Source organism: Rhodopirellula bahusiensis (genome assembly GCF_002727185.1).
Classification (GTDB): domain Bacteria; phylum Planctomycetota; class Planctomycetia; order Pirellulales; family Pirellulaceae; genus Rhodopirellula; species Rhodopirellula bahusiensis.
The window spans coordinates 421761-445347 of the sequence record NZ_NIZW01000001.1 but is presented as its reverse complement, the minus strand read 5'-3'; the positions used below and the strand labels follow the sequence as shown (position 1 = coordinate 445347).

Annotated in this window: 16 protein-coding genes, 1 tRNA gene and 1 pseudogene; 11 read left to right on the top strand and 7 right to left on the bottom strand. The window is 56.1% G+C overall.

Annotated features, from left to right (window positions below; translation table 11 throughout):
* Positions 1-7: 7 nt before the first annotated feature.
* Positions 8-763, bottom strand: coding sequence for an RNA polymerase sigma factor (locus CEE69_RS01775; protein ID WP_099258862.1), 756 nt, complete (start codon positions 761-763; stop codon positions 8-10).
* 808 nt (positions 764-1571) lie between these two features.
* On the opposite strand from CEE69_RS01775, the gene CEE69_RS01770 reads away from it, so the two are divergent.
* On the top strand, positions 1572-2501 hold the full coding sequence (locus CEE69_RS01770; RefSeq protein ID WP_099258860.1) for a ComF family protein: 930 nt from the start codon (positions 1572-1574) through the stop codon (positions 2499-2501).
* A pseudogene (locus tag CEE69_RS01765) lies at positions 2498-3734 on the top strand (DUF502 domain-containing protein). Before CEE69_RS01770 ends, CEE69_RS01765 begins: the two are co-directional and overlap by 4 nt.
* A gap of 2 nt (positions 3735-3736) precedes the next feature.
* On the opposite strand, the gene CEE69_RS01760 reads toward CEE69_RS01765, so the two are convergent.
* Positions 3737-4231, bottom strand: coding sequence for a 6-pyruvoyl trahydropterin synthase family protein (locus tag CEE69_RS01760; protein WP_099259215.1), 495 nt, complete (start codon positions 4229-4231; stop codon positions 3737-3739).
* Positions 4232-4406: 175 nt separating this feature from the next.
* On the opposite strand from CEE69_RS01760, the gene CEE69_RS01755 reads away from it, so the two are divergent.
* The 4 genes from CEE69_RS01755 (at position 4407) to CEE69_RS01740 (ending at position 9491) form a co-directional block, all read left to right on the top strand.
* Positions 4407-5252 (top strand): hypothetical protein, encoded by an 846-nt coding sequence (locus tag CEE69_RS01755; RefSeq protein ID WP_233214502.1) that lies wholly within the window; start codon positions 4407-4409, stop codon positions 5250-5252.
* Between the two features lie 128 nt (positions 5253-5380).
* The gene (locus CEE69_RS01750) at positions 5381-6769 is read left to right on the top strand and encodes a Gfo/Idh/MocA family protein (protein WP_233214501.1); all 1389 of its coding nucleotides are present in this window, start codon (positions 5381-5383) and stop codon (positions 6767-6769) included.
* A gap of 173 nt (positions 6770-6942) precedes the next feature.
* On the top strand, positions 6943-7866 hold the full coding sequence (locus CEE69_RS01745; protein ID WP_099258854.1) for a dihydrodipicolinate synthase family protein: 924 nt from the start codon (positions 6943-6945) through the stop codon (positions 7864-7866).
* Between the two features lie 8 nt (positions 7867-7874).
* Positions 7875-9491 (top strand): sodium:solute symporter, encoded by a 1617-nt coding sequence (locus CEE69_RS01740; RefSeq protein WP_233214500.1) that lies wholly within the window; start codon positions 7875-7877, stop codon positions 9489-9491.
* On the opposite strand, the gene CEE69_RS01735 is transcribed toward CEE69_RS01740, so the two are convergent.
* A complete protein-coding gene (locus tag CEE69_RS01735; protein ID WP_099258850.1) occupies positions 9458-10153 on the bottom strand; it encodes a GntR family transcriptional regulator in 696 nt (231 codons plus the stop codon). The genes CEE69_RS01740 and CEE69_RS01735 overlap by 34 nt on opposite strands.
* Before the next feature lie 215 nt (positions 10154-10368).
* Between CEE69_RS01735 and CEE69_RS01730 the strand changes: the two genes are divergently transcribed.
* The 5 genes from CEE69_RS01730 (at position 10369) to CEE69_RS01710 (ending at position 18534) form a co-directional block, all read left to right on the top strand.
* A complete protein-coding gene (locus CEE69_RS01730) occupies positions 10369-11727 on the top strand; it encodes a DUF3748 domain-containing protein (RefSeq protein WP_233214499.1) in 1359 nt (452 codons plus the stop codon).
* A 54-nt stretch (positions 11728-11781) separates the two neighbouring features.
* Entirely contained in the window at positions 11782-14127 is a 2346-nt protein-coding gene (locus CEE69_RS01725) for an FG-GAP repeat domain-containing protein (protein WP_099259214.1), read from the top strand.
* Positions 14128-14246: 119 nt separating this feature from the next.
* Entirely contained in the window at positions 14247-15890 is a 1644-nt protein-coding gene (locus CEE69_RS01720) for a ribulokinase (RefSeq protein WP_099258846.1), read from the top strand.
* A gap of 21 nt (positions 15891-15911) precedes the next feature.
* Positions 15912-17540, top strand: coding sequence for an L-fucose/L-arabinose isomerase family protein (locus CEE69_RS01715; protein ID WP_099258844.1), 1629 nt, complete (start codon positions 15912-15914; stop codon positions 17538-17540).
* Between the two features lie 166 nt (positions 17541-17706).
* Positions 17707-18534 (top strand): endonuclease/exonuclease/phosphatase family protein, encoded by an 828-nt coding sequence (locus CEE69_RS01710; RefSeq protein ID WP_099259213.1) that lies wholly within the window; start codon positions 17707-17709, stop codon positions 18532-18534.
* Between the two features lie 84 nt (positions 18535-18618).
* Here CEE69_RS01710 and CEE69_RS01705 read toward each other — a convergent pair whose 3' ends face one another.
* The 4 genes from CEE69_RS01705 to rho form a co-directional block, all read right to left on the bottom strand.
* Positions 18619-19734, bottom strand: a complete 1116-nt coding sequence (locus CEE69_RS01705) for a Gfo/Idh/MocA family protein (RefSeq protein ID WP_099258843.1) — start codon at positions 19732-19734, stop codon at positions 18619-18621.
* A gap of 116 nt (positions 19735-19850) precedes the next feature.
* Complete coding sequence (locus tag CEE69_RS01700) at positions 19851-21164, bottom strand: L-serine ammonia-lyase (protein ID WP_233214548.1); 1314 nt, start codon at positions 21162-21164, stop codon at positions 19851-19853.
* A gap of 224 nt (positions 21165-21388) precedes the next feature.
* Positions 21389-21471: transfer RNA gene (locus CEE69_RS01695), tRNA-Ser, on the bottom strand.
* Positions 21472-21523: 52 nt separating this feature from the next.
* On the bottom strand, positions 21524-22855 hold the full coding sequence (gene rho, locus CEE69_RS01690) for a transcription termination factor Rho (protein WP_099258839.1): 1332 nt from the start codon (positions 22853-22855) through the stop codon (positions 21524-21526).
* Between the last annotated feature and the right edge of the window lie 732 nt (positions 22856-23587).

The following is a 23587-nucleotide window of genomic DNA, read 5'->3' as shown; positions in this document are numbered from 1 at the left end:
CGGACATTCAAACCGCTTGCGCGATCAGTGTTGAGTCTCCGATGGAATCGTCCGACCGGTCGCGAGCCGATGGCATCGGCAAGACGGCCGGGGATTCGTCGGCACTATCGTCCGCCGAATCCCCAAAAGCCATTTCGTCTTGCAGCGTTTCTGCCAGTCGACGTCGCGCGGTGTGCAGACGACGCTTGATCGTTCCCACGGGAGCGTCGAACGCATCGCTCATCTCAATCAACGATTGTCCATTGAGATAGAACGCGTTGAGCGTTTGACGGTCCAACGTTCCCAGGCGAGCGATCCCGCTTCGAACCGCAGCGGCTTGCTCGCGATCTTGAGCCACGTTTTCAGGCGTGGTGTCATCGACGCAAGTTGCTTCCAGGGTTTCTGGATCGCAAGCGGTGGCGGTTCGTTGTCGGCTGAATCGATTGATCGCCATGCGGTGAACGATTTGACGCAACCATCCACCGAATGCTTCGGGCACGCGAAGTTGATCCAGCTTTTGCATCGCTTGGATGAAAACGTCCTGGGTCAATTCTTCGGCTTCGTGCACGTTGCGAACTCGGCTGATTGCCAAAGCGACGATGACGGGTCGGTACCGTTCGAACAAATCGCCAAATGCAAGTTGGTCTCCGCCTTGAGCAGCGATAACCAACTGCGCCACCGTTTGACCGGAAGCAGATGCGGAAGGTGAGTTGCGAACGATGGCGTTGCCGTCAGACGACGAAACGGTGGTCGTGAAATCAGGGGTGATCTTCATGGTGTCCATCCTCCCGGAGTTCCGGGAATACTTTCCTGTTCAGGTCAGCCAAGCGACTGCCTGCTGAATTGTTTCAAACCAGTTGGAAAACCCGATCGAAGAATCTGCTCAGTCAGCGAGCCCCGTGGGTGGATGAGAACGCTTCGCTGGATGCAACAACGTCTTTCAGAAGTCTGTTGAGAAGACTTCTGCCATCGGTGTGAACGATGGACGAAGGTGCAGGCGAGGTTCGGATCCGAGCGGGGCGCTGCCGACGCGAAACGCGATGGGCGGCAAACGAAAAGTCAGCGGCGTGACCCAAGGGTCAGTCGTGCCAGAGACTTTTCGCGTCGTGCTTCAGTTCAATGCGAGGGAAAGGCTGGGGCCTTATCGCATGGACCTGTGACACGTTTGGTCAGTGGCAAATGAAAACCGCCAGGGTTTTATTGCCGCAAAACTGGCTGCCAGAGGCTCCGGGCCGGTGGACCCCGGATAACCGAGGCCCTCCCACTGCAATGAGCAGGTATGGACGACGACGCACAGAGTCTCGGCAGCATTCGTACGCATAGCACCCAGGATCTGGGAAATGCGGACAACACGTTGAGTCGAGATCAGGTTACGCATCGAATCCTCCCTGCGCCGATTTTCTCGGTGCGGTGATGGAGCTCAAAAACGGAAAGTAAGGACACCGAATTCGTTACAATCACAAATCGGCCAAGGGAATCTTGCCCATGACCGACCGCTTCATGCAACGTCCCCGCCCGTGCGGGGTGGTGATGTCGCTGACTGGTTAGAGGATTATTTCAGCAGAAGGTTCGCGGGAACACAAAGTTATTTTGTGAAAAGCTCTGACTTTTTGATCGAAAGTGTGCAAAACACCAGCGAATTGCTGGCTCCGCTGATATTTCCGCCAGTTTGCGTTCTTTGCGGTGAGCTGACGGGGGATGCCCTTGAAGGCGAGGGCTCGCACGAACAATCGTCGAATTCCCGGCGTCGGTTCGCTTCGTTTTGCCGAGTTTGCGAAACGGCGTTGGTCCAGTCGGCTCCGGCGATGCGGTCCGCCTGCGAGCGTTGTGCCTGGCCCGCGGCTGGTCACGTCCGACCCTCTCATGTCGAGGACGACCCGGAAGGGAGCGGCGATGCTGACGTGCCGGACGCGTTGCCGTGCCCAGAATGCGTTCGACGCCAAACCGCGTTTTCATTCAAATCGGTGACCGCGATTTATCGCTACCACGAAGTCGTCCGGCACGCGATCATCGCTGCCAAATACCCACGCAACACCGCGATTGCCAGGGAATTGGCCGTTCGGCTGGCAGATCGTTATCGCGCAGGGGAAGCAAGGCTCTCGCTGTGCGTGCCGGATGATACGACTGATGCGGAGGGCGAATCAGATCAGTCGCCGATGGTAACCCATGTGCCCAGCCCGTTTTGGCGACAGTTTCGGCGGGGAGGAGTCGGGACTGGATCGCTCGCCAGCCGATTCGCTCGCGAGATGAATTTCTGGTTTGGATCGTTGTTGGAAACGACGCGTTCGGTACAAAAGCAGGCGTTGTTGGACGATGAGGCTCGCCGCGAAAATGTGCGGGGAGCCTTCCGAGTTCGTCGACGATGGAGAAAACGGGTGTCAGGCCGAAACGTTCTTTTGGTCGATGATGTGATGACAACCGGAGCGACCGCCGATGAAATCTCTCGGGTGTTGCTGGACGCTGGTGCCGCTCGAGTGGATTTACTGGTTGTCGCTCGGGCAATTCGTGACGCACAAAAATGAAACGTTCACCGTACCCATCCTTTTGGAATGGGCCGGTTGGGGCGAGTTTGCGGGTTTGTGCATCGGCATTCCGTGTTAAAGTCTGTCGTGCGGTTGGACGTGTCGGCGGAAACAACGTCCCTTTTCACGATGGCTTCTCATCCCTCGGGCGTGAAGTCGCTTTTCGCGAGCGATCGTCCCACTGATATTCTCATCCGGTTTTCCCGCAAGATGACTGAATCGACCGACACTTCTCTCGAAGACCAAGCCGACGCAATCGCTCCACACAAAGGTGGTGCTCGCCGCGCGATCGTTCGCGGATTGGGTGTCGTTCTGCCGCCACTGTTGACGATCGTGGTGTTGATCTGGGCTTGGAATGCGATCGAAAACTACGTTTTGCTGCCGGTTGAAACCGGCATTCGACGCTTCGTCCTGATCCCGGCGGTCAGCGAAACGTTCGAGCGTCCGCCTGAAGGTGCAATCATCAATGACGCACCCGAAGGATCGCTGAGCAAACCGAATCAACGCGGATTCACCTACAAAGGTTTGTCATACGTCCCCGACCCGACTGGGCGACGTTACTTGCCTGGATACGTGGTCCAGAGAGTCGATTCGGAAATCGATGCGTTTGGTCCGTATGCAGTTCCGCCCAACAACGCGATGGCGTACTGGGATCGGTTTGTCCAGCTTCAGTACATGCCGCGATCGGTGGTTGTTCCGGTCTTTTTGATCGTGTTCTTCGTGCTGCTGTATTTCCTAGGCCGGTTGTTCACCGGCGGAATCGGACGCTGGTTTGTGACAACGTTTGACGCCACGATTCTACGCATCCCGATCGTGAACAAGGTCTACGGAAGTGTGAAACAGATCACGGACTTTGCGTTTGATGATCGGCAAATTGAATTCAACCGAGTCGTCGCGATCCAGTATCCTCGCGATGGCATTTGGTCGCTTGGGTTTGTGACCGGTAACGGCATGCGTGAAATTTCAGAAGCCGCTGGCGAACCAATGTTGAGCGTGTTGATGCCGACCAGCCCTATGCCGATGACCGGATTCACGGTCAGTGTTCGCCGCAGTGAAGCGATCGACCTCAACCTGACGATTGACGAAGCGTTGCAGTTCATCGTCAGTTGCGGCGTGGTGGTGCCAATCAATCAACGATACGACTTGCCGGGCAACAAACCAGCCAAGCAAATCGTCGTGCCGGCGATCGGGGATTCGGTCGCCAGAGACAACGCCGCTTCGTCCAACGTGTGAGTTCACTCGTTCCAAGGCAACTTGCAAACGCCCCATTGGCCAGCGTTTTCATCGACGGCAACTTCGATCGATGACAAGGCACTGCCGAACTGTTCTCGTGTTTGTTCGCGAACGTTTTCTGCAATCACGCGAGCGATCTCTTCCGCCGTGGTGTTGATGACCGGCATGATGATGCAGTCTTCATTGGGAAAGACCCATCGTCGTTCGCGAAAGCGTGCCGTGGTTTCTGTCTCGTCTTGCGTGATCAAGATTTCTTGGTGGTCTCGCGGCAGGATCACGTGGTGATCCAGGGCTTGCGTTTGTTTGAGGACCGCGTCTCGCAGCGCGATGAAGTCGACGACGTAGCGGTTCTCATCCAAAGGCCCTTCCACGCTGACACGGACACCATAATTGTGGCCATGAATGCGTTCGCAAATGTCGCCGGCGAAAGTGATGAAGTGTGCGGCGGAGAAAATGAATTGCTCTTTCGAGACTTCGACGCGAAACGTGGCTGACATGGAGCGTTGTTGAAGAGAAGGAATCGGAACTTGGTGACGGTGCCGAACCAATCATAGACGAGCGTCCAATCGAGAGCACGTGGCGTCGGTGCTCGGTTGAAGCTGTGTTAACTTATCCCAGCAGACTGCTTGTTCCGGTTTGCAGTTGGTGGATGCGTTTGTGGGGATGGTTTGGATGGAAGCTTTGTTGGAATGGCTCTCCGAGATGGAGTGGCGACGTGTCTTTCCGGAATTGGTTGGCAAAGCCGCCGGTGTGCTGCTTGGCATTGCGATCAGTTGGTGGGTGCTGTTTCGCAGACGACTGAAGTATCTCGATCGGCTTCGCCGCGGCGATTCAGATGAGTTGCTATTCCAGGCCCACTATTTGTTGCCGGTTGATGGTGAAGACGGCACCGTGCAGTTGGTGTTTCGCAATGTTGCACCAAGGCGAACGATCGATGATGCCTACGACAATCCTTCCGCGCGAGAGTCGCTGCGTCAGTTGGCTCGTGCGACAACGTTGAATGCGCCCATCGTTCCCACCGAAGGTCGTGTCGGGTTTGAAATTCTCAATGATGCCGCGAGCATTCTGACTGGTTGGCTGGCGACGTCGTCGATGCCGCGAAAAGTTTGGCTGTTCTGCATGACTTGCGAAGACCGAAACGTGGTTCGCAAAGAGTGCATCCGCTGCTTTCTGTTTCAAGAAGACGAGTTGCTTCGTTTTGCGGATTGGCGTTGGTGTCGCAATCACGTTCGCGTCGAACGGCCATGGCATTGGTTGCGAGTTGTGACGTTGCACCGGATCGCTTGTTACCACCGAGATGAACAGATTGCGTTGCCGGTCGCTCTGGACCGCAGTGTTCCCTTTGTCGACGACCAGCGGCAGCATCGCCGAATCATGCGTTTGGCGTTGGGGATTTGCGACTCAGAAGTCGCTACCAGTGAACCGTGTCGCGTGGATTGGGACGACAAAGAATCCGTTTTGCTCCAGCGTGGCGTGCTAATGTCTTCGGAGACGCCATCGTCGCCAGTAGCGGGGTAGGGCCTTTTCGCGAGCCGCAGGTGCTCATTTTACACATTACAATGTCGGCTCGTTCGGTTCGGAGCACACGCGAATACCAGGTCGTTTGTTCCGGCTGATTCAATGCAATTGACCAACGAGGCCCACCGATGAATCCTGCCCGCCCTGCCGTCTCCTCCGCATCCGTCCAGCCGTCCAGTCCTGCCAAGCCCGCGTTGAGATCGTCTGTCGATCGCCGCCAGTGGATGCAGTGGACTGGTGCCACGTTGGGGTTGGCTGCCACTTCACAAGTGAGTTCGCCAGTTGCGAAAGCCGCCAAGGACATCGACCCCAACCGGCCGTTGAACTTGGCCGTCATCGGGATCGCCAATCGTGGTGCCTCCAACGTTGCCGGGGTGCAGTCTCAGAACCTGGTTGCCCTTTGCGATGTCGATGCAAACTACTTGAAGGCGGGCGGCGAACGATTCCCGAAAGCAAAACTGTATCGCGACTATCGCGAAATGCTTCGAGAAGAAACGGAGTTGGACGGCGTGGTGATCAGCACGCCGGATCATCATCACGCACCAGCAACCATACGAGCGATCGAGCAAGGGCTGAATGTCTATTGCGAAAAGCCTTTGACTCACACCGTTGCTGAAGCGCGGGCGATTCGAATGGCGGCGAAGGAAGCCGGCGTGGTGACTCAAATGGGAACGCAAATTCACGCCGGTTCGAACTACCGCCGTGTGGTGGAGATGATCCAGGACGGAGTGATCGGCAACGTCACTCGAGTTCACGTATGGGTTGGGAAAGGCTGGGGAGCGACCGAACTGCCGAAGCCTCAAGGGGAAGCACCGGACAATGTCGACTGGGATTTGTGGCTCGGGCCAGCGCCGAAGATTGATTACACACCAGGTTTGCACCCCGCGTCGTGGCGTCGTTACCGTGCCTACGGTGCTGGCACACTCGGCGACATGGGATGTCACTACGTTGACTTGCCTTTCTGGGCATTGGGTCTGCACTTGCCATCCAGCATCGTTGCCGATGGCCCGCCACCTTCGGATGACTATTGCCCGACCGGGCTGAAGGTTCGCTACCACTTCGATGCGACGGACAAACACGACGAGTTGGATTTGACCTGGTACGACGGCGATCGCTCACCGAAAGAACTCGAAGGTGTTTCCGTGCCCGGCAGCGGTGTGTTGTTTGTTGGTGACAAGGGAATGATGATCGCGACGTATGGCAGTTACACATTGCTTCCCAAAGACAAGTTCGCGGACTTCAAACCCGCGGCGCCACGGATCGCAGACTCGGTTGGTCACCACATGGAATGGATGCAGGCGATCCGCGGCCAAGGCACACCGTTGTGCCAGTTCGACTACTCCGGTCCATTGACCGAAACAGTGTTGCTGGGCACGGTCGCTCACCAATGTGGTCGCGAATTGAAGTTTGATGCGTCGGGCATGGTTTGCACCGGTGACGAACAAGCTACCTCGTTGTTGAGCAAAAACTATCGCGAGGGATGGTCGGTGGATGCGGCAGCCACCGCGAGCGTATAGGCTATTGTCCCCTTCGCGGATCGGAAGCATTTCGGTTCGCAATGAAACCATGGTGAGCGGTCGTTCAAAACTGGACGGCCGATCACCATTTGGGACCTGTGCCCAGCCCCGCCCCCACTTTTCGTCTGCCCCACAAGATGAAATCTCCCGCCCCCACTTCCGACGCTCGCGATATGTCCCGTCTGTTCACCGCAGGCAATCGCTTGCAAGGCATCGTGCCTCCATTGATCACTCCTCTGAGTGCCCGCGACGAGCTGGATCAGGAGGGATTGGAACGATTGATCGAGCATGTCATCGACGGTGGCGTTTCGGGGATTTTTATCTTGGGAACGACCGGGGAAGCACCCAGTCTGAGTTATCGATTGCGGCGCGAATTGATCTCAGCCACGACGAAATTGGTCGCCAATCGCGTGCCCGTGCTGGTCGGAGTGACGGACACGGCCTTTGTTGAATCGGTGTCACTCGCTCGTCACGCGGCAGATTCGGGAGCGGATGCGGCGGTTCTAACCACGCCTTACTACTTCCCCGCCGGTCAGACCGAGTTGACCGCGTATGTGCAGAACATCGCACCGGAAATTCCTTTGCCGTTGATGCTCTACAACATGCCGGGTTTGACCAAGGTGTGGTTTGAGATCGAAACGTTGAAGACGCTTTCTGATATCCAGTCCATCGTGGGTGTTAAAGACAGCAGCGGCGACCTGGACTACTTCCGTCGTTTATGCGACTTGCGAAACGAAGTGCGTGAGGATTGGTCAATCCTGCTTGGTCCCGAAGCCATGCTGCCGGAAGCTCATCAATTGGGCGGCGACGGTGGTGTGTCCGGGGGCGCGAATGTGATGCCGCGTTGCTTCGTGGATTGCTATGAAGGTTTGACGACGAACGACTCGGCCAAGACGGAGGTATCAATTGCCAAGATTCGTCGTTTTCAAGACATCTATGACGTCGGCAAGTATGCATCGCGACATATCAAAGCCACCAAGTGCGCCGCGTCGTTGCTGGGAATCTGCAGCGATCTTCCCGCTGATCCGTTTCATCGCTTTTTTGAACCCGAGCGAGAGAAAGTGGCTGCGGTCCTGCGAGACTTGGGGATCTTATGATTGCGGCGATGGCGTTCACCGGCCTGGACTATGCGGTCTTGGTCGCTTACTTCATCGCCATCATGGCGATGGGGTTCTACTTTTGGGCTCGCAATCGTTCCGCCGATGATTTCACCGCAGGTGGTCGCTCACTTCCGGGGTGGCTTTGTGGGTTGTCGATCTTTGCGACGTATCTCAGCAGCATCAGCTATCTGGCGCTTCCGGGAAAAGCATTTGTCGACAATTGGAACGCCTTCATGTTCTCGTTGGCAATTCCGTTCGCTGCTGCGATCGCGGTCAGGTGGTTCTTGCCGTTGTACCGAAAAAGCGGTGAGGTCTCGGCGTACTCGTTGCTGGAACGCCGATTCGGGCTCTGGGCTCGATTGTTCGCTAGCGGGTTTTACTTGCTTTATCAGATCGCTCGCATCGGCGTCGTGATGTATCTGATGGCGTTGCCGATGGCGGTGCTGTTTGGCTGGGACATTCGATTGGTCATCCTGTGCACCGGAGTCGTGGTCACGGTTTACTCATTTGTCGGCGGGATCGTTGCGGTGATCTGGGCGGATGCAATCCAAGCAATTGTGTTGCTGGCGGGCGCCTTGTTGGCGTTGGGGATTTTGCTGCTCGGTATGCCAGGTGGACCATCGGAAGTGTTGGCCGTGGCGAACGAGAACAACAAATTTTCGCTCGGTGACAGTTCTTTCTTCGTGTTGTCAAAGCCTACGATTTGGGTAGTGTTGGCGTTTGGGTTGTTCGACAACCTTCGCAACTTCGGTGTCGATCAAAGTTACGTCCAACGTTACATCGCTTCCCGATCGGACAAAGAAGCCGCCAAGAGTGTTTGGTTGGGGGCTTTGTTGTATGTCCCGGTCAGCGCGTTGTTCTTGTTCATCGGATCATCGCTGTTCGCGTACTACGAAGGTCACCCGCAAGATCTGGATGAGGTCCGGAGGATCGTGGCTGAACAAAAATTGATGCAGGATGGGGTGAGCGAGAAAGACGCCGACTACTCGATCCGGTTGTTGGCGATGTCGTCGCAATTGACAGATGAAGATCTGGGCGATCGAGTCTTCCCTCACTTCATTGCTGCTCACCTACCACAAGGTGTTCGCGGCTTGCTGATCGCTGCCGTGTTCGCTGCTGCGATGAGCACCGTGTCCACTTCGCTCAACTCATCCGCGACGTTGGTGATGAGTGACTTTTACAAGCGTCTGTTTCGTCAAGATTCGACGGATGCCCAGCACGTCGGTGTGTTGAGAATGTCAACGGTCGCTTGGGGGGCCATGGGGACGGCAATGGCATTGGCACTCGTCCGTTTGACCGACAGCACGCTGGATGTCTGGTGGACTTTGTCCGGTGTCTTGGGCGCGGGGATCGTTGGTTTGTTCTTGCTGGGGATCACCGTGCCGCGTTTGCACGGCGCGCCCGCTATCACCGCATTCGCGATCGGTGGTTTGGCAATCGCTTGGATGACCGTTTCACAAACTAGCGTTTGGCCCGAAGCCTGGGAAACTTACGCCAATCCGATGGATAAGTTCATGACGATCGTTGTCGGACCGTGTTTGATGATTGCGATTGGATCAATCTTCGCTGCGGCAGGATTGGGTGGCGATCAGGCTTCGCGAAAAGATTGGAGCGAGAGTTGAAGGCCCTTCAGAATGTGATTCGAAGCCGCTTCGTGCGCCGCCTCGGCATTCCCGTTCTGAATGGCGGTGAAGATCTTCTCGTGCTCGTTGCAGGTGTTTTCCATCACGTCGGCACCTTGTCGGTGCATCCAGATTCCAAACACGCGAGTCAAAATGTTGGACTGGGTGGAGGTTCGCACGAGCGTGTGATTGCCGGTCGCTTCGACGATTCGCAAGTGAAAGTTGTGGTCCGCCTGATTGAATTGGTAGGCGATCTCTTGGCTTTCTTCCGGCGAATTGGTTTGCTTTTGACGCTCCACCAACTCCCGCATGGTGTTGTATTCTTTCGCGATCAGCTGAATGTCTTCCGACGTCGATCGCTCGGAGGCACGAGCGGAGGCGAAGGATTCGATCAGGTTGCGAACCTCGTAAAGCTCTTGAATTTCTGGTTCGTTGATCGATCGCACGACCGCACCGATTTGCGGAACGAGTTCGACCATTCCTTCGGTCGCGAGTTGACCGGCAGCTTCGCGAACGGGTGTGGCCGAGACGCCGATTTCTTTGCCGATGGGACCATACAGCAATCTGGTGCCGGGCTTGAATTCGCCCGAGATCAGTTTTTGACGCAGATGGTGATAGGCACGGCTCGCGTGCGTTTCGACTTGGTGACGCCCTGGAGTCATTGTCGTGAAGTGGGTGTGGGGAGGGACGAGATGGATCCGGGGCCGACGCGATGCAACGCAATCGGGCCAGTCAGTCTACCAGTCACGCAACTCCGATCCTATGCGTCTATAGATGCAGCGGTCCAAACGCACAGCGACGAAGTCTATGCAGTGGTTGCTGAACAGAAACGTTCGCGCCATGCAGGTTTGGTTGCTCACCGTCCGTGGGTGGCTGCATGACACGCCAGCTCACTTTTCGACAGCAACAACATCATCTCACCAACACCGGCGTGTGGTCGTGGGACGGATGCTGGATCTACTACGACATTCGCAGTGATGAGAACGGATCCGTGTTTGATGGTTCGCGAATCGAGCGAGCGCACACGAAGACGGGTGAAGTCGAGGTTGTATATCAGGCTCCGCGCGGCGCATCCGTCGGTGTTGTGACGGCCAGTCCCACCGAGAACAAAATCGCTTTCATTCACGGTCCGGAAGAGCCGACTCCTGATTGGAGCTACTGCGCCTATCACCGCCGTGGTGTCTCGGTGTGTCCTGGTGACGAGTCATCGATGCGAAACCTGGACGCTCGTGATGTGGTGGACCCATTCACTCCGGGAGCACTTCGCGGCGGAAGTCACGTGCATGTGTTTGATGCCAAGGGCGAATGGATCAGTTTCACCTACGAAGATCACGTGTTGGCGACAAATTTGGCAAACGGGCAACTGAACCAACGCAATGTCGGTGTCTCGATCCCGGTTCAAAGTGTGTCGGTACCGAAGAGTCATCGCCGCAATCATGATGGGGATTGCTTTAACGTGCTGGTGACGCAAACGCACGATCGTCCGGAAATTGGCACCGACCAAATCAGCAAAGCCTATGAAGATGCCTGGGTGGGAATGAAAGGTTATCAGCGTCCCGATGGGACAACTCAGGACAAGGCATTGGCATTTATCGGCGACGTGTTGATTCGCAACGAAGAAAGTGGCGACCAAGAAAGTAGCAACGGAGCCGGGTCGGAATCTTCGAAGCAGCAATTCAAAACAGTTCCCGAGTTGTTCATCGTGGACTTGCCGCGGGACTGCACGGTCGCGGGAGCCGAACCATTGCAAGGCACAGCGACGACTCGTCCTGTGCCTCCCGCCGGAACCGTTCAGAGGCGTTTGACTCGAACCGCCGACCGCGTTTTTCCAGGTCTGGCCACCGACGTGCGTCATTGGCCGAGAAGCAAACCGGACGGCAGTGAAATCGTTTTCTTGATTCGAGATGACAACGGAGTGATTCAGCTTGGTGCGGTTTCACCCAACGGCGGATCGCTTCGGCAAGTCACCGATGGTAACGAATCGGTTGCTTCGGCCTTTTCGATTCATCCGGGCGGAGAGTTTGCCGCGTGTGTGATGGGTAACTCCGTTTGCGAAGTCAATTTGAACGACGGTCATGTGGAGACGGTGGCGAAAGGCGATGGTTTGTTTCGGTGTCTTTCTTTCGCCGTGGTTTACTCGCCTGATGGAAACAAGATTGCATTTGGGGGAGCCGTTGAAGATGGCGAGCGATCATTCAACCAGATTTTTCTGACGGACTCGAAGCAGACAAGCTAGATCGATCCATGAAGTGTGTTGGACAGCAACTACATCAATAGAGAGGGAGCAACCATGAGTATTTACAGACGGACGTCGAAACCGATTGCGTTGGCATTTGGATTGGGAAGCATGTTGTTGGCTCATGCTGGCCAACAACTTCACGCCGAAGAGAGTCCCAAGTTGGTTCCGCTGAACTACAACCATGCGGGCTTGGAAGTGGACTTGGGAGTTGGGCTTTGGGCGTATCCGCTGCCGATGGATTATGACGGCGATGGCGATTTGGATTTGTTGGTCGGTTGCCCAGACAAACCTTCCAACGGCACGTACTTCTTCGAGAATTCAACTCAGGATCCAAACGTCACAATGCCGGTGTTTGAAGCACCTGTTCGTCTTGGTCTTGGGTTCCACAATATGTTGGCGAGTGAAGTCAACGGAGAGGCCAGGATTTTGACGCCCGGCAGGTACTTCGCTCAGGATCCGTCGACCGGGAAGTTTGATTTTGACAAGCCCACGGGCATCCCCGCTCCTAAGAAACCACTGACGACGCCGGGAACCCGTATTCGCGGCAACATGTGGCGGTACGTCGACTACGACGGTGACGGTGATCACGACTTGGTGGCCGGCGTCGGGGATTGGGCCGGTCTGGGTTGGGATCACGCCTACGACGAAACCGGCGCGTGGCACAATGGACCGTTGCATGGCTATCTGTTTTTGATGAGCAATGCCGGGAACGATTCCGATCCCGACTACGACGATCCCGAAATGATTCTCGCTGGTGACGAAGCCATCGACGTTTATGGCTGGCCTTGTGCAAGTTTTGTTGACTTCGATGGCGACGATGACCTGGACATCGTTGTCGGTAATTTCTTGGACTACTTCACGTACTTCGAGAACGTTGGCTCCCGAGAGAAGCCTCGCTATCAAACCGGCAAAGAGCTGCAGAATGCTGATGGCGAACGGCTGACGATGCATTTGCAGATGATCACGCCCACGGCGATTGATTGGGATCGCGATGGCGATGCTGACTTGATCGTCGGTGATGAAGACGGTCGCGTGGCATTCATCGAAAACACAGGCGAACTTCGCGATGGGCGGCCTGTGTTTGAAGACCCGGTTTACTTCCGTCAGAAAGCGGACACGTTGAAGTTTGGCGCTCTCGCAACGCCCTATATCTCGGACTGGGATCAAGACGGTGATGACGACATCGTTTGCGGCAACACCGCTGGCAACATCGGTTGGTTTGAAAACCTGGGCGATGGAGCGGATGGATTGCCGAAGTGGGCGGAACCCGTTTTGCTGAACGTTCGGAACTCGGACGGAACGGAAGAGCCTTTTCGAATCTTGGCCGGCGACAATGGTTCCATTCAAGGGCCGTGCGAAGCCAAGTGGGGCTACACGACGTTGTCGCTCGCGGATTGGGATGGTGATGGTGACGACGACATCGTTTACAACTCGATTTTGGCTGAAGTGGGTGTGCTGCTGAATGAATCAGGCACTCTGGTAGAGCAGGAGTTGAGCTCGGCTCCGGTCGAAAGTCCGCCCGCTTGGTACCCGTGGAAGTCTGCCACAAAGAGTTCGTTGACCCAGTGGCGAACAACACCTGTTGCGGTTGATTTTGATGGCGACGACGAACTCGATTTGGTGCTGATGGACCAAGAAGGCTATCTGACACTTCGTCGGTCGGTCGGTGAGGCCGAGCGATTATTTGTCGATGAATCCGGGCATCCAATTCGATTGGCGGCGGGGACCGCGGGGCGATCTGGACGCGTCAAGGTCGCTGTCGGTGACTGGGATTCCGATGGACGATTGGACATCCTGATCAATTCTGAAAACGTGACTTGGTACCGCAACGTGGCCGACCAGGACGGCAAAGTGGTGCTGAAACGCATCGGCAATTTGGCTCGCCGCAATGTTGCCGGTCACACCGCCAGTCCCGCGATTTGCGACTTCAATCGAGATGGGAAGTTGGATCTGATTGTCGGCAGCGAGAATGGTCGCATCTACCACATCTTTCATGACGATTGCATTTCGTTTTCGGATGCGGAGTTGGCTGGGAATGTTCAGTTTCGACAAGCATCGCCGGCCAAACCGGTTGATCCCAAAGTCGATCGCGACGATGCGATCACGTTTGATTCCACCCGAGGACGCATTGCTGCTTGGATCGAGCCGAACAAAGATTCGGCGAAGCCTGACCTGGTGCGATATCGCTATCATGACGGCATCAAATGGTCCGGCCCAATCACGGTTCTTTGGGAGCCAACCGCGTCAGGGAAAGCCGAGTGTTCGAAATTGCGGTTCGACGAGAGTAGCGAAGACGACCGAATCGTGTTGACGTTTCGCGCTCGGGCCGATGGCAAGTCGCAAACGGTTTCGAAGATCAGTTACGATCGAGGGCGTTCTTTTCGCGATGCGAAATGATCACCACTGGTGATCACGTTTGTGTATGACCGCTGTCAAAGGGTTTTGGGTTTCGAAACCCTTTGGTGGTTGGTTCTTTTCGTCTGCTAGTTTGTTTTCTCAACGATTTCATACAATCCATGCCTGTCATCGCTCTAGGTCTCGATTTCGGAACGGAATCCGTTCGTGCCATCCTGGTGGATTCGGATGGACGCGAGGTGGGTTCCGCGGTCCATGCGTTTGAGCACGGGCAAATCCTGGACGCTTTGCCCGGCAGTACCGAATCTCTGCCGGAGCGTTTTGCATTGCAGTGCCCGGCCGACTGGATTGAATCAGCGGCAATTGCAACCAAACAGGCGTTGGCCGCTGCGGGACTGAATGGCGACGAGATCGTTGGCATTGGTGTCGACTTCACAAGTTGCACGATGTTGCCGGCCAAACATGATGGAACTCCGCTGTGTGAATTGGATTCGTTGAAGTCGCGTCCATTGGCTTGGCCAAAATTATGGAAGCATCACGGCGCTTTGGATCAAGCGGATCGGATGACGGCGATCGCGAAAGAGCGGGACGAGTCGTTCTTGAAGCGTTATGGCGGCGTGATTGGTTTGGAATGGTTCTTTCCTAAGATGCTGGAGACGATCGAACAAGATCCGGAGGTAGCGGAAGCCGCCGAGGTTTGGTTGGAAGCGGGTGACTGGCTCGTTTGGCAGCTTGTCGGTGGTGACAGCAAGTCCTTGGTTCGATCGACTTGCCAGGCCGGTTACAAAGCGATGTGGTCGGCGGACGAAGGCTATCCCTCGCAAGACTATTTCGATGCTGTTCATCCGAAACTGGCCGAAGCGGTTGCTCATCGAATGCCCGGCGAAATGCTTTCACCGGGGCAGGTTGCGGGGCAATTGACGGACGCGATGGCAACGCAGTTTGGATTGCCAACGGGCGTTCCTGTTTCGGCCGCGATCATCGATGCACATGCGGGTGTGCCGGGTGTGGGTGCCGCGGAACCAGGGACGTTGGTGATGGTGCTGGGGACCAGCAGTTGTCACATGCTCAACGCCACAAAAATGGTGGAAATGCCCGGGGTGGCTGGAGTCGTGGAAGGCGGGATTTTGCCGGGGCTGTTCGGATATGAAACGGGGCAAGCGGCGGTTGGTGATGCGTTCGCTTGGTTGTTGAAACTGCTGAACCGCGAATCGTTCGACGACTTGGCGAAGGACGCGATGAGTCTGCCGCCCGGTGCGGAGGGCGTCGCGTGCTTGGATTGGCTGAATGGTTGCCGAACGCCGTTGATGGATGGTTCCGTTCGCGGGGCGTTCACAGGGCTGGGGATGCAGCACGGGCCCGCTCACTTGTACCTGGCGTTGATGGAAGCGTCCGCATTCGGTGTGCGTTGGATCGTGGAAATGCTACGTCATGGTTCCGCTGACCAATCATCGTCGAGTTCCGTCGACGCGGGAGTTCCCATTGACCGTATCATCGCGACGGGCGGGCTGCCGCATCACAACCGAGCCTTCGTCGAAGTGTATGCGGATGTGCTGGGGATGCCGATTGAGATTCATCCTTCGACACAAGGGCCTGCGGTCGGGGCGGCTGTCTTGGGAATGGTCGCGGCGGGACCTGAGAAGACACCCTTTGCCAGCATCGCCGAAGCTGCATCTGCGATGGCGGCCGTGCCCGAAGATCAATGCGATCTGATTTTGCACCGGTCGGAACGAACGCAAGCTTACGAACCGCTGTACGATCGCTATCGGCAGTTGGCCGACGCGGTCGCTCAACAACGAATCTAAACCTCTTTTCCTACTCCTTCATTGGCTGACCAAACGATGCCTGCAACCATCACATTGATTGCCTCCGGTGACCTACGAGATTCCGCGAACCAAGTTTGTTGGGAGGCTCAAAAAGACATGGAGTCGCGGTTGATCGCGGCAATTGAATCGTTGGACCACCAAGTCATTCGCGGGCATGAGTTTGATGAAGCTCGCGGCCATGGTTTCATCCGGTCGCAACGACAAGGCATGGATGTCTTCCGATCCATTGATCCGGATGCTCCTCTGGTTGTTGCCGAAGCGGTTTGGCAATACTCACATCATATCCTGGCCGGATTGACCACTCATCGCGGGCCGATTTTGACCGTGGCGAATTGGTCGGGGCAATGGCCTGGTTTGGTGGGACTGTTGAATCTCAACGGATCGCTCACCAAAGCGGGAATCCAGTACAGTTCGCTATGGAGTGAGGAATTCGCGGATGAGTTGTTCTTGAAGAAACTGAAGAGTTGGTTGGACACAGGGTCCGTTGCTCATGACATGGGGCACGTGACGCCATTTGAGATTGCCAGCTGTGATGCGAACACGCGAGCCATCTCGCTTGGGATTGCAGAGACGCTGCAGCGAGAAAAAGCGATCTTGGGTGTGTTCGACGAAGGATGCATGGGAATGTTCAACGCCATCATCCCTGATCACTTGCTGCATGCGACGGGAGTCTTCAAAGAACGCCTTAGCCAATCGGCGCTGTACCACGAGTCGCAGCAAGTGAGTGATGAAGAAGCCCAGGCCGTGCGAGATTGGTTGGATCAAGCGGGCATGAAGTTTCATACGGGCCCCAACCACGAAACCGATCTCACCGACGCACAGATCCTTGGGCAATGCCGTGTTTATATCGCAGCGATGCGAATCGCGGATGACTTTGGGTGCGATGCGATCGGAATCCAGTACCAGCAAGGACTGAAAGACTTGCTTCCCGCCAGTGACTTGGTCGAAGGCATGCTCAATGATTCGGTTCGTCCGCCGGTTTTGTCACGCGATGGTTCGCGAGAGTTGTATGCGGGCGGTCCATTGACTCACTTCAACGAAGTCGATGAGTGCGCAGGACTGGACGGGCTGATCACCAATCGGGTTCACCAAGCACTTGGGCAACCGGTCGAGAACACACTGCATGATTTGCGTTGGTCAGATCGCGATGCGAGTGGCACGACGGACGAAGAAGTTTGGGTGCTAGAAATCAGCGGTGCGGTCCCCGCCTCTCACTTCAAAAATGGTTGGGCGGATGCCGAAGGGTTCCGGCAACCACCGATGTATTTCCCCTCGGGCGGAAGCACGATTCGAGGGGTCTCCAAGCCAGGTGAAGTCGTTTGGTCGCGAATTTTTGTTGCCGACGATCGGTTGCACATGGATGTGGGGCGAGCGACGTCGATTGAATTGCCAGCCGAAGAAACGCAGCGACGCTGGGATTCGACGACGCCACAGTGGCCAATCATGCACGCGGTTCTCCATGGTGCTTCTCGCGATGAGATGATGGCACGTCACAAGGCGAACCATATCCAGGTCGCTTACGCCAATTCGGCGGAGGAAGCCGATCTGGCGATGAGGACAAAGGCCTCCGTTGCCAATCAACTCGGCATGGTTGTCAGCTATTGCGGCGTTCGTCCAGACGCTCACTGACTTTAGAACGCTGGGCGGCAGGTGCCGACCAAAAGAACCGTTTCTCAATCCATCTAACTTGCTGACTCAATCCGGGGATGTCCCCTAAAACCGGAGGCTTGAAATGACCATTCAACCGACAGTTTTCAAAAAGCGAGTGACTGCTTCGCTTGGCCTGTTTCTCGGATTGCTTCTGCTGGGAAGCCTTGATGCTAGATCCGCGAAAGCTGCTGAATCGTTTGCTGCGATGACGTACAACGTTCGCTATTTGAATGCTCATGATCGCGAAGATCTTTGGTCGATGCGGCGTTCAAAAGTGGTCGAGACCATCGCGTCTGCGGATGTGGTTGGACTTCAAGAAGTCACAGTGCAGCAGTTGCACGACATCCAAGAAGGCACATCCGATTGGACTTGGTACGGCGTTGGACGTGACGATGGAAAGGAAGGCGGTGAGTTCGCTCCCATTGGATACCGGCACGGTCGATTCGAAGCGATGGACCACGGCACGCTTTGGCTGTCGGACACACCCACGGTCGCGGGTTCGAAAGGTTGGGACGCGGCGCTGCCTCGAACAATGACTTGGATGGTGCTGCGTCGCAAATCGGATCGAGCCGAGTTCTTGGTTATCAACTCGCACTTCGATCACCGAGGCCAGCGTGCTCGGGAAGAATCCGGTGCTTTAGTCGCCGCGGAGGTGGATCAGCGAGCGAAGAATTTGCCCGTGATCGTGATGGGCGACTTCAATGCGACGACCGAGTCCGCACCATTGAAAGCGATGCGATCTGGGAAATCGGTGTCGCTACTGGACGCTCGTGACACGGTCGAAGGGAAGCCAACAGGACCCACCGGAACGTGGAACGGATTCAAATCCATTCAGCCTGATCGACGAATCGATCACGTGCTGGTCGACGATCGAGTGATCGTTCAGAAGTACGAAACGCTGGACCCGCGGACGGAGGCCGGCCGATTCGCGAGCGATCACTTGCCAATCGCCATTCAGGTTGACTTGAAGTAGAGCGGGCTCGCGATTGTAGGGACATCAAAAAAGCCCGCTCGGAGAGAGTGGGCTTTGAAACACTTTTGAGTTCGTCAGTTCGAATCAGCTGAAGTCGGGGAGGCGAACCAGTTCGCCGCCCTTCATGGCTGATTGATGGGCACACAAGCCAGTGCAGGTCCAGTTGGCCGCGGTTGGAGCGTTTGGCCACGGGTCGCGGCCTTCTTTCACAGCGGAGACGAATTCGTGCACCATGTGTGGGTGTGATCCGCCGTGACCGCCGCCCTGGACAAACGACAGGTGATCGGCGTCGTGGATTTCAGCAGGCAACGTGAAGCGTTGGATCGGTTCCGGCAACAGGTGAGCGAAGTCAGGGATCTCGATCTTCTCAGGGATTTCGTTCTCAGGTTTCTTGGCCGTGTGCAAGACGTGAGGTTCGTCTTCAATCAACGTCCACTCAAAGCTGCGTTTGGTTCCGTAAACATCGAAGCTCTCGCGGTATTGGCGGGCGACGTCGTACAGGAATCGCCAGATGTGAGCCGTGATGTCGCTGTCCTTGAGTTTGATGTGGCAGCTTTCCACGGCGAAAGGGCTGCCTGACTTCTCGGCGATGTCTTCGCGAACGGTTCCGGATCCGAAGCAACTGACCGATTCAGCCAAAGCGTTCGTCAGTCCGAGGCAAGGGCTGACCACGTGGGTGGCGTAATGCATTGGGATCATTTCTTCCCAGTAGCTCGGCCATCCGTCCATGTCTTGTGGGTGCGATGCGGCGAGGTGTTGGATTTTTCCGAGTTCACCTTTCTCATACATCTCTTTGATGAAGAGGAATTCGCGGCTGTAGACGACGGTTTCCGCCATCATGTACTTCAAGCCGGTCTCTTTGACTTTCTCGCAGATCTGTTGGCACTCTTCGATGGTTGTTGCCATCGGCACGGTGCACATCACGTGCTTTCCGGCATCGAGGGCCTTCAGCGACATCCACGCGTGGTCCGCGATGGGGCTGTTGATGTGCACGCATTCGACTTCGGGATCGGCCAATACCGCGTCGTAGTCGGTGTAGCGGCGATCGATTCCAAACTGATCGCCCGCTTTGTTCAGCTCCGTTTCGTTGCGTCGGCAAATCGCCACGACGTCAGCGTCCGGGTGAGCTTGATAGATCGAAATGAACTCCGACCCGAAGCCCAAGCCGACCATTGCCATCTTCACTTTGCCATCACTCATCGAAAGGGTGTTCCTTTGCCGTCGAATCTATCTGGAGGAGCTGAAATCGACCGTCAGTATAAAGAGAAGGTGTTCCGATTCTATGTGAAATAAAGAATCGCGGTTGTGATATTTGACTAGCATTCGCTGATGTTCACGGCCAGGCCGCCTCGCGAGGTTTCTTTGTAGCGAGCGGACATGTCGGCTCCGGTGCGTTTCATCACGCGGATGACACGGTCCAGGGAAACGAAATGTTTGCCATCACCACCCATCGCCAATCGGCTCGCGTTGATGGCTTTCACCGCACCCATCGCGTTGCGTTCGATGCAGGGGACTTGGACCAGTCCTTTGATGGGATCGCAGGTCAGGCCGAGGTTGTGCTCCATCCCGATCTCGGCGGCCTCTTCGACTTGATGGGGTGTTCCGCCCAGCACATCGGTGAGAGCTCCCGCGGCCATCGAGCAGGCCACGCCGACTTCGCCTTGGCAACCAACTTCTGCACCGGAGATGGACGCGTTTCGTTTGTAGAGCGATCCAATCACGGCGGCCGTTAGCAGGAAGCGTTCGATCGTTTCGTCGGTGACATCGGGGCAGAAACGTTGAAGGTAATGCAGCACGGCGGGAATGATTCCGGCGGCACCGTTGGTGGGCGCGGTCACGACACGCCCGCCTGCCGCGTTTTCTTCGTTGACTGCCAGTGCGTACAAGTCGACCCAGTCCAGAACACACAAAGGGTCTTGGTTGACTGGATCGCCGCGCTCGGTCAATTTCCGATACAGGTCTGGTGCGCGGCGCTCGACATTTAATCCGCCGGGCAAGATGCCCTTGGTTTGGCATCCCTTTTCAACGCACTCCCGCATGACCTTCCAAATCCGCTGAAGCCCCTCACGAATTTCTTCGCGGGATCGAAAGGTCAACTCGTTCGCCAACGCCAGTTCATTGATCGAGATGCGATGCTGTTCGCAGTGTTGCAGCAGCTCGCTGGCAGATGTGAAAGGGTAGGGCACTTCGGAAGAGCACCTCGCCTGCGATGTTCGGGTTTGTCCTTCGCGAACGATGAAGCCGCCACCGATCGATAGGTAAGTTGCTTCGATGGCAGGCGTTTCAAGATCGCCTTCCTTGAACGCAGAAAAACGCATCGTGTTAGGATGCATTCCTTTGACCGCTCGACGATGCATGATCAGGTCAGTCGATTCGCAGAATGCGATTGGATGGTCGCCGTTGAGTGACAGCTTTTGGGATTCGCGAATCGAGGCGAGCTTTGCCGGAACGGTTTCGGTGTCGATTTGGTCGGGAGTTTCACCGAGCAGTCCCATCAGCAACGCCACATCGGTTTGGTGGCCCAGGCCGGTCAGTGCGAGGGAGCCATAAAGATCGATCTGGACCCGCGAGACTTGCTGCAGCAGGTCGGCTTCTTGCAGTTCGTTCAGGAACGCTTCCGCGGCTCGCATCGGACCGACCGAATGTGAGCTGGAGGGGCCGATCCCAATTTTGAACAGGTCGAAGACACCGAAGTACGGAACGACGGTCTCCTCTGATTCATTGGTGTGACTCACGGGGCAGATTTTCCTGTCCGAAGAATGCGATCCGAGCACAGAGAAGTGGAATGGCAGCGAAAATCAGGCATGAAAAAAGCCCCGTCAAAACCATGTTCTGACGGGGCTTTTCAGCTCAGCGGAGGACACGGGATTCGAACCCGCAGCCCCTTACGGGGTACCTCAGTTCCAGTGAGGCCGCTCGCCAATTCGCTTATCCTCCGTAGCGATTCAACAGTTTGGTTGATCCGCTTGGGTTTGGCAACCGTGCCTGATCAGGCGAGTTTCGCACCGGAGATCAGTTTCAGGAAGCCTTCATTGTCATCAAATCGGCCAAGTTGCTTGGTCAATTGTTCCATGGCATCGACGGGGTGCATTTCACTGAGCGTGCGACGCAACATGGAAACCGTTTCGTAGGTTTCTTCGTCGAGCAAAAGTTCTTCGCGGCGGGTGCCGGATTGCGAGATGTCGATCGCGGGATAGACGCGGCGGTCAGCCAAACGTCGGTCCAGCACGACTTCCATGTTACCGGTGCCCTTGAACTCTTGGAAAATCGCCTCATCCATTCGCGAATTCGTGTCGACCAAGCAGGTGCCGACGATGGTGAGCGAGCCACCTTCTTGGAACGCACGTGCGGTTGCGAAGAGTTTCTTGGGAACGTCCATGGCTCGGATGTCCAAACCACCGGTTCCCGTCGCACCGCCGCGGCCGGATTTACCAACCCATTTGTTGAAGGCACGAGCCAAACGAGTGATGGAGTCGAGCATCAAGAAGACGTCCTGTCCCATCTCGGCCAAGCGTTTGGCTCGGTCGATGACCAGTTGGCTGAGTCGAACGTGGCTTTCGATGTCCATGTCCAAGCTGCTGGCAATGACTTCGCCGCCTTTGATGCTGCGACGCATGTCGGTGACTTCTTCGGGCCGTTCGTCGATCAACAGAACCATCATCGTCAGTTCGGGATGGTTCGTTGAGATGCCTTCGGCGATGTGTTGAAGCATGATCGTTTTCCCGCTGCGTGGCGGTGCGACGATCAAGGCACGTTGGCCTTTGCCCAGGGGAGCCAGCAGGTCGATGACCCGGTTGGTCAGAGGCATTTTGCCGTGTTCGAGCTTCAGCGATTGCTCGGGGTTGATCGGCGTCAGTTCATCGAACTTGGACACCTCGGCGTAAGAATCGGGTGACATGCCATCGACGTCGAGGATCTCTCGAACGCGAGGTCCTTGTTGTCGTTTGGCTTGTTGCACCATCGTCTTGAGAATCAGGCCCTGTCGAAGCCCAAATTTCTCGATCATTGTGCCAGGCACAAACGGATCGGTGCGTTCGCGTGAGTAGTTGTTTTTTGGGCTTCGAAGAAAGCCGTAGCCATTGGGGTGCAATTCCAGGATGCCGTCCCACTCTTCGAGAGGTGCATCACTTACGAAATCGGCTGGTTCGCCATTGTTGCCACCACCATTTCCGCCTCCGCCACCACCGCCACCGCGGCGCCGACGTCGTGAGCGTGATTTTCCACCGCCGCCCTGGCCGCCGCCACCTTGGCCTTGGCCCTGACCGCCATTTTGGGAACCAAAACCACCTCGACCACGCGGGGCACGTTTTTTCTTCGCCATCTGTTATTCCTGTTGTCGTTCACCAGAATCCCAAAAGGGATCAGCTTGGTTTGTCACGCTTGGACAGATCGAAAACGATCGGAACCACTGGGCAGAAGCCCGTGGTGGCATCCAAGCACCAACTCGCTTTGACAACCAATCAAGAGTAACCGCGTTTGAAATACGAGGTCTTGTGCGTCGAGGGTTGCGGTAACACCAACAACGCGACCGTTGGACATTGCATGTGAGTCAAACTGCGTCTGAGTCAAACTCATCGCGACAGGCAATTCCTTGCCGTGGGGAGATTCCCGTTGGACGAGTCCTTGACCCGCCATGAAACATCACCGACTTGAGCGATTCAAAACAAATCTGACGCGAGGTCAAATTCACTTCATGCCCGATTGCGGATGGCGACCCAATGGTCGTGATTCAGTTGCACGAGGGTTTACCTGAGTCACGGCGAATGCACCACAACGCGGGAGAAACCGGCCTCGCACCACGTCGAGTCATTGGGGGGCCTGAGGAAGGGGGAACATTTGCGACATCAGCGTTTCGATGTCTGAACCACCCAACTTTCGACCGAACTATAGGCTGAATTGAGGCTGTGTCAAGTGAGTTTCACTCCGCTGCCACGGTGGAACCATCAAGACGCCCCGGTTTTGGGCGAAATACGAGTGGTCGGCGTGCTCCTGGGGCGTGAAATGCGAAAGGTGGGGTGTTTTTGATCGCTTTTCGGGGTGACGCGCGCCCGCC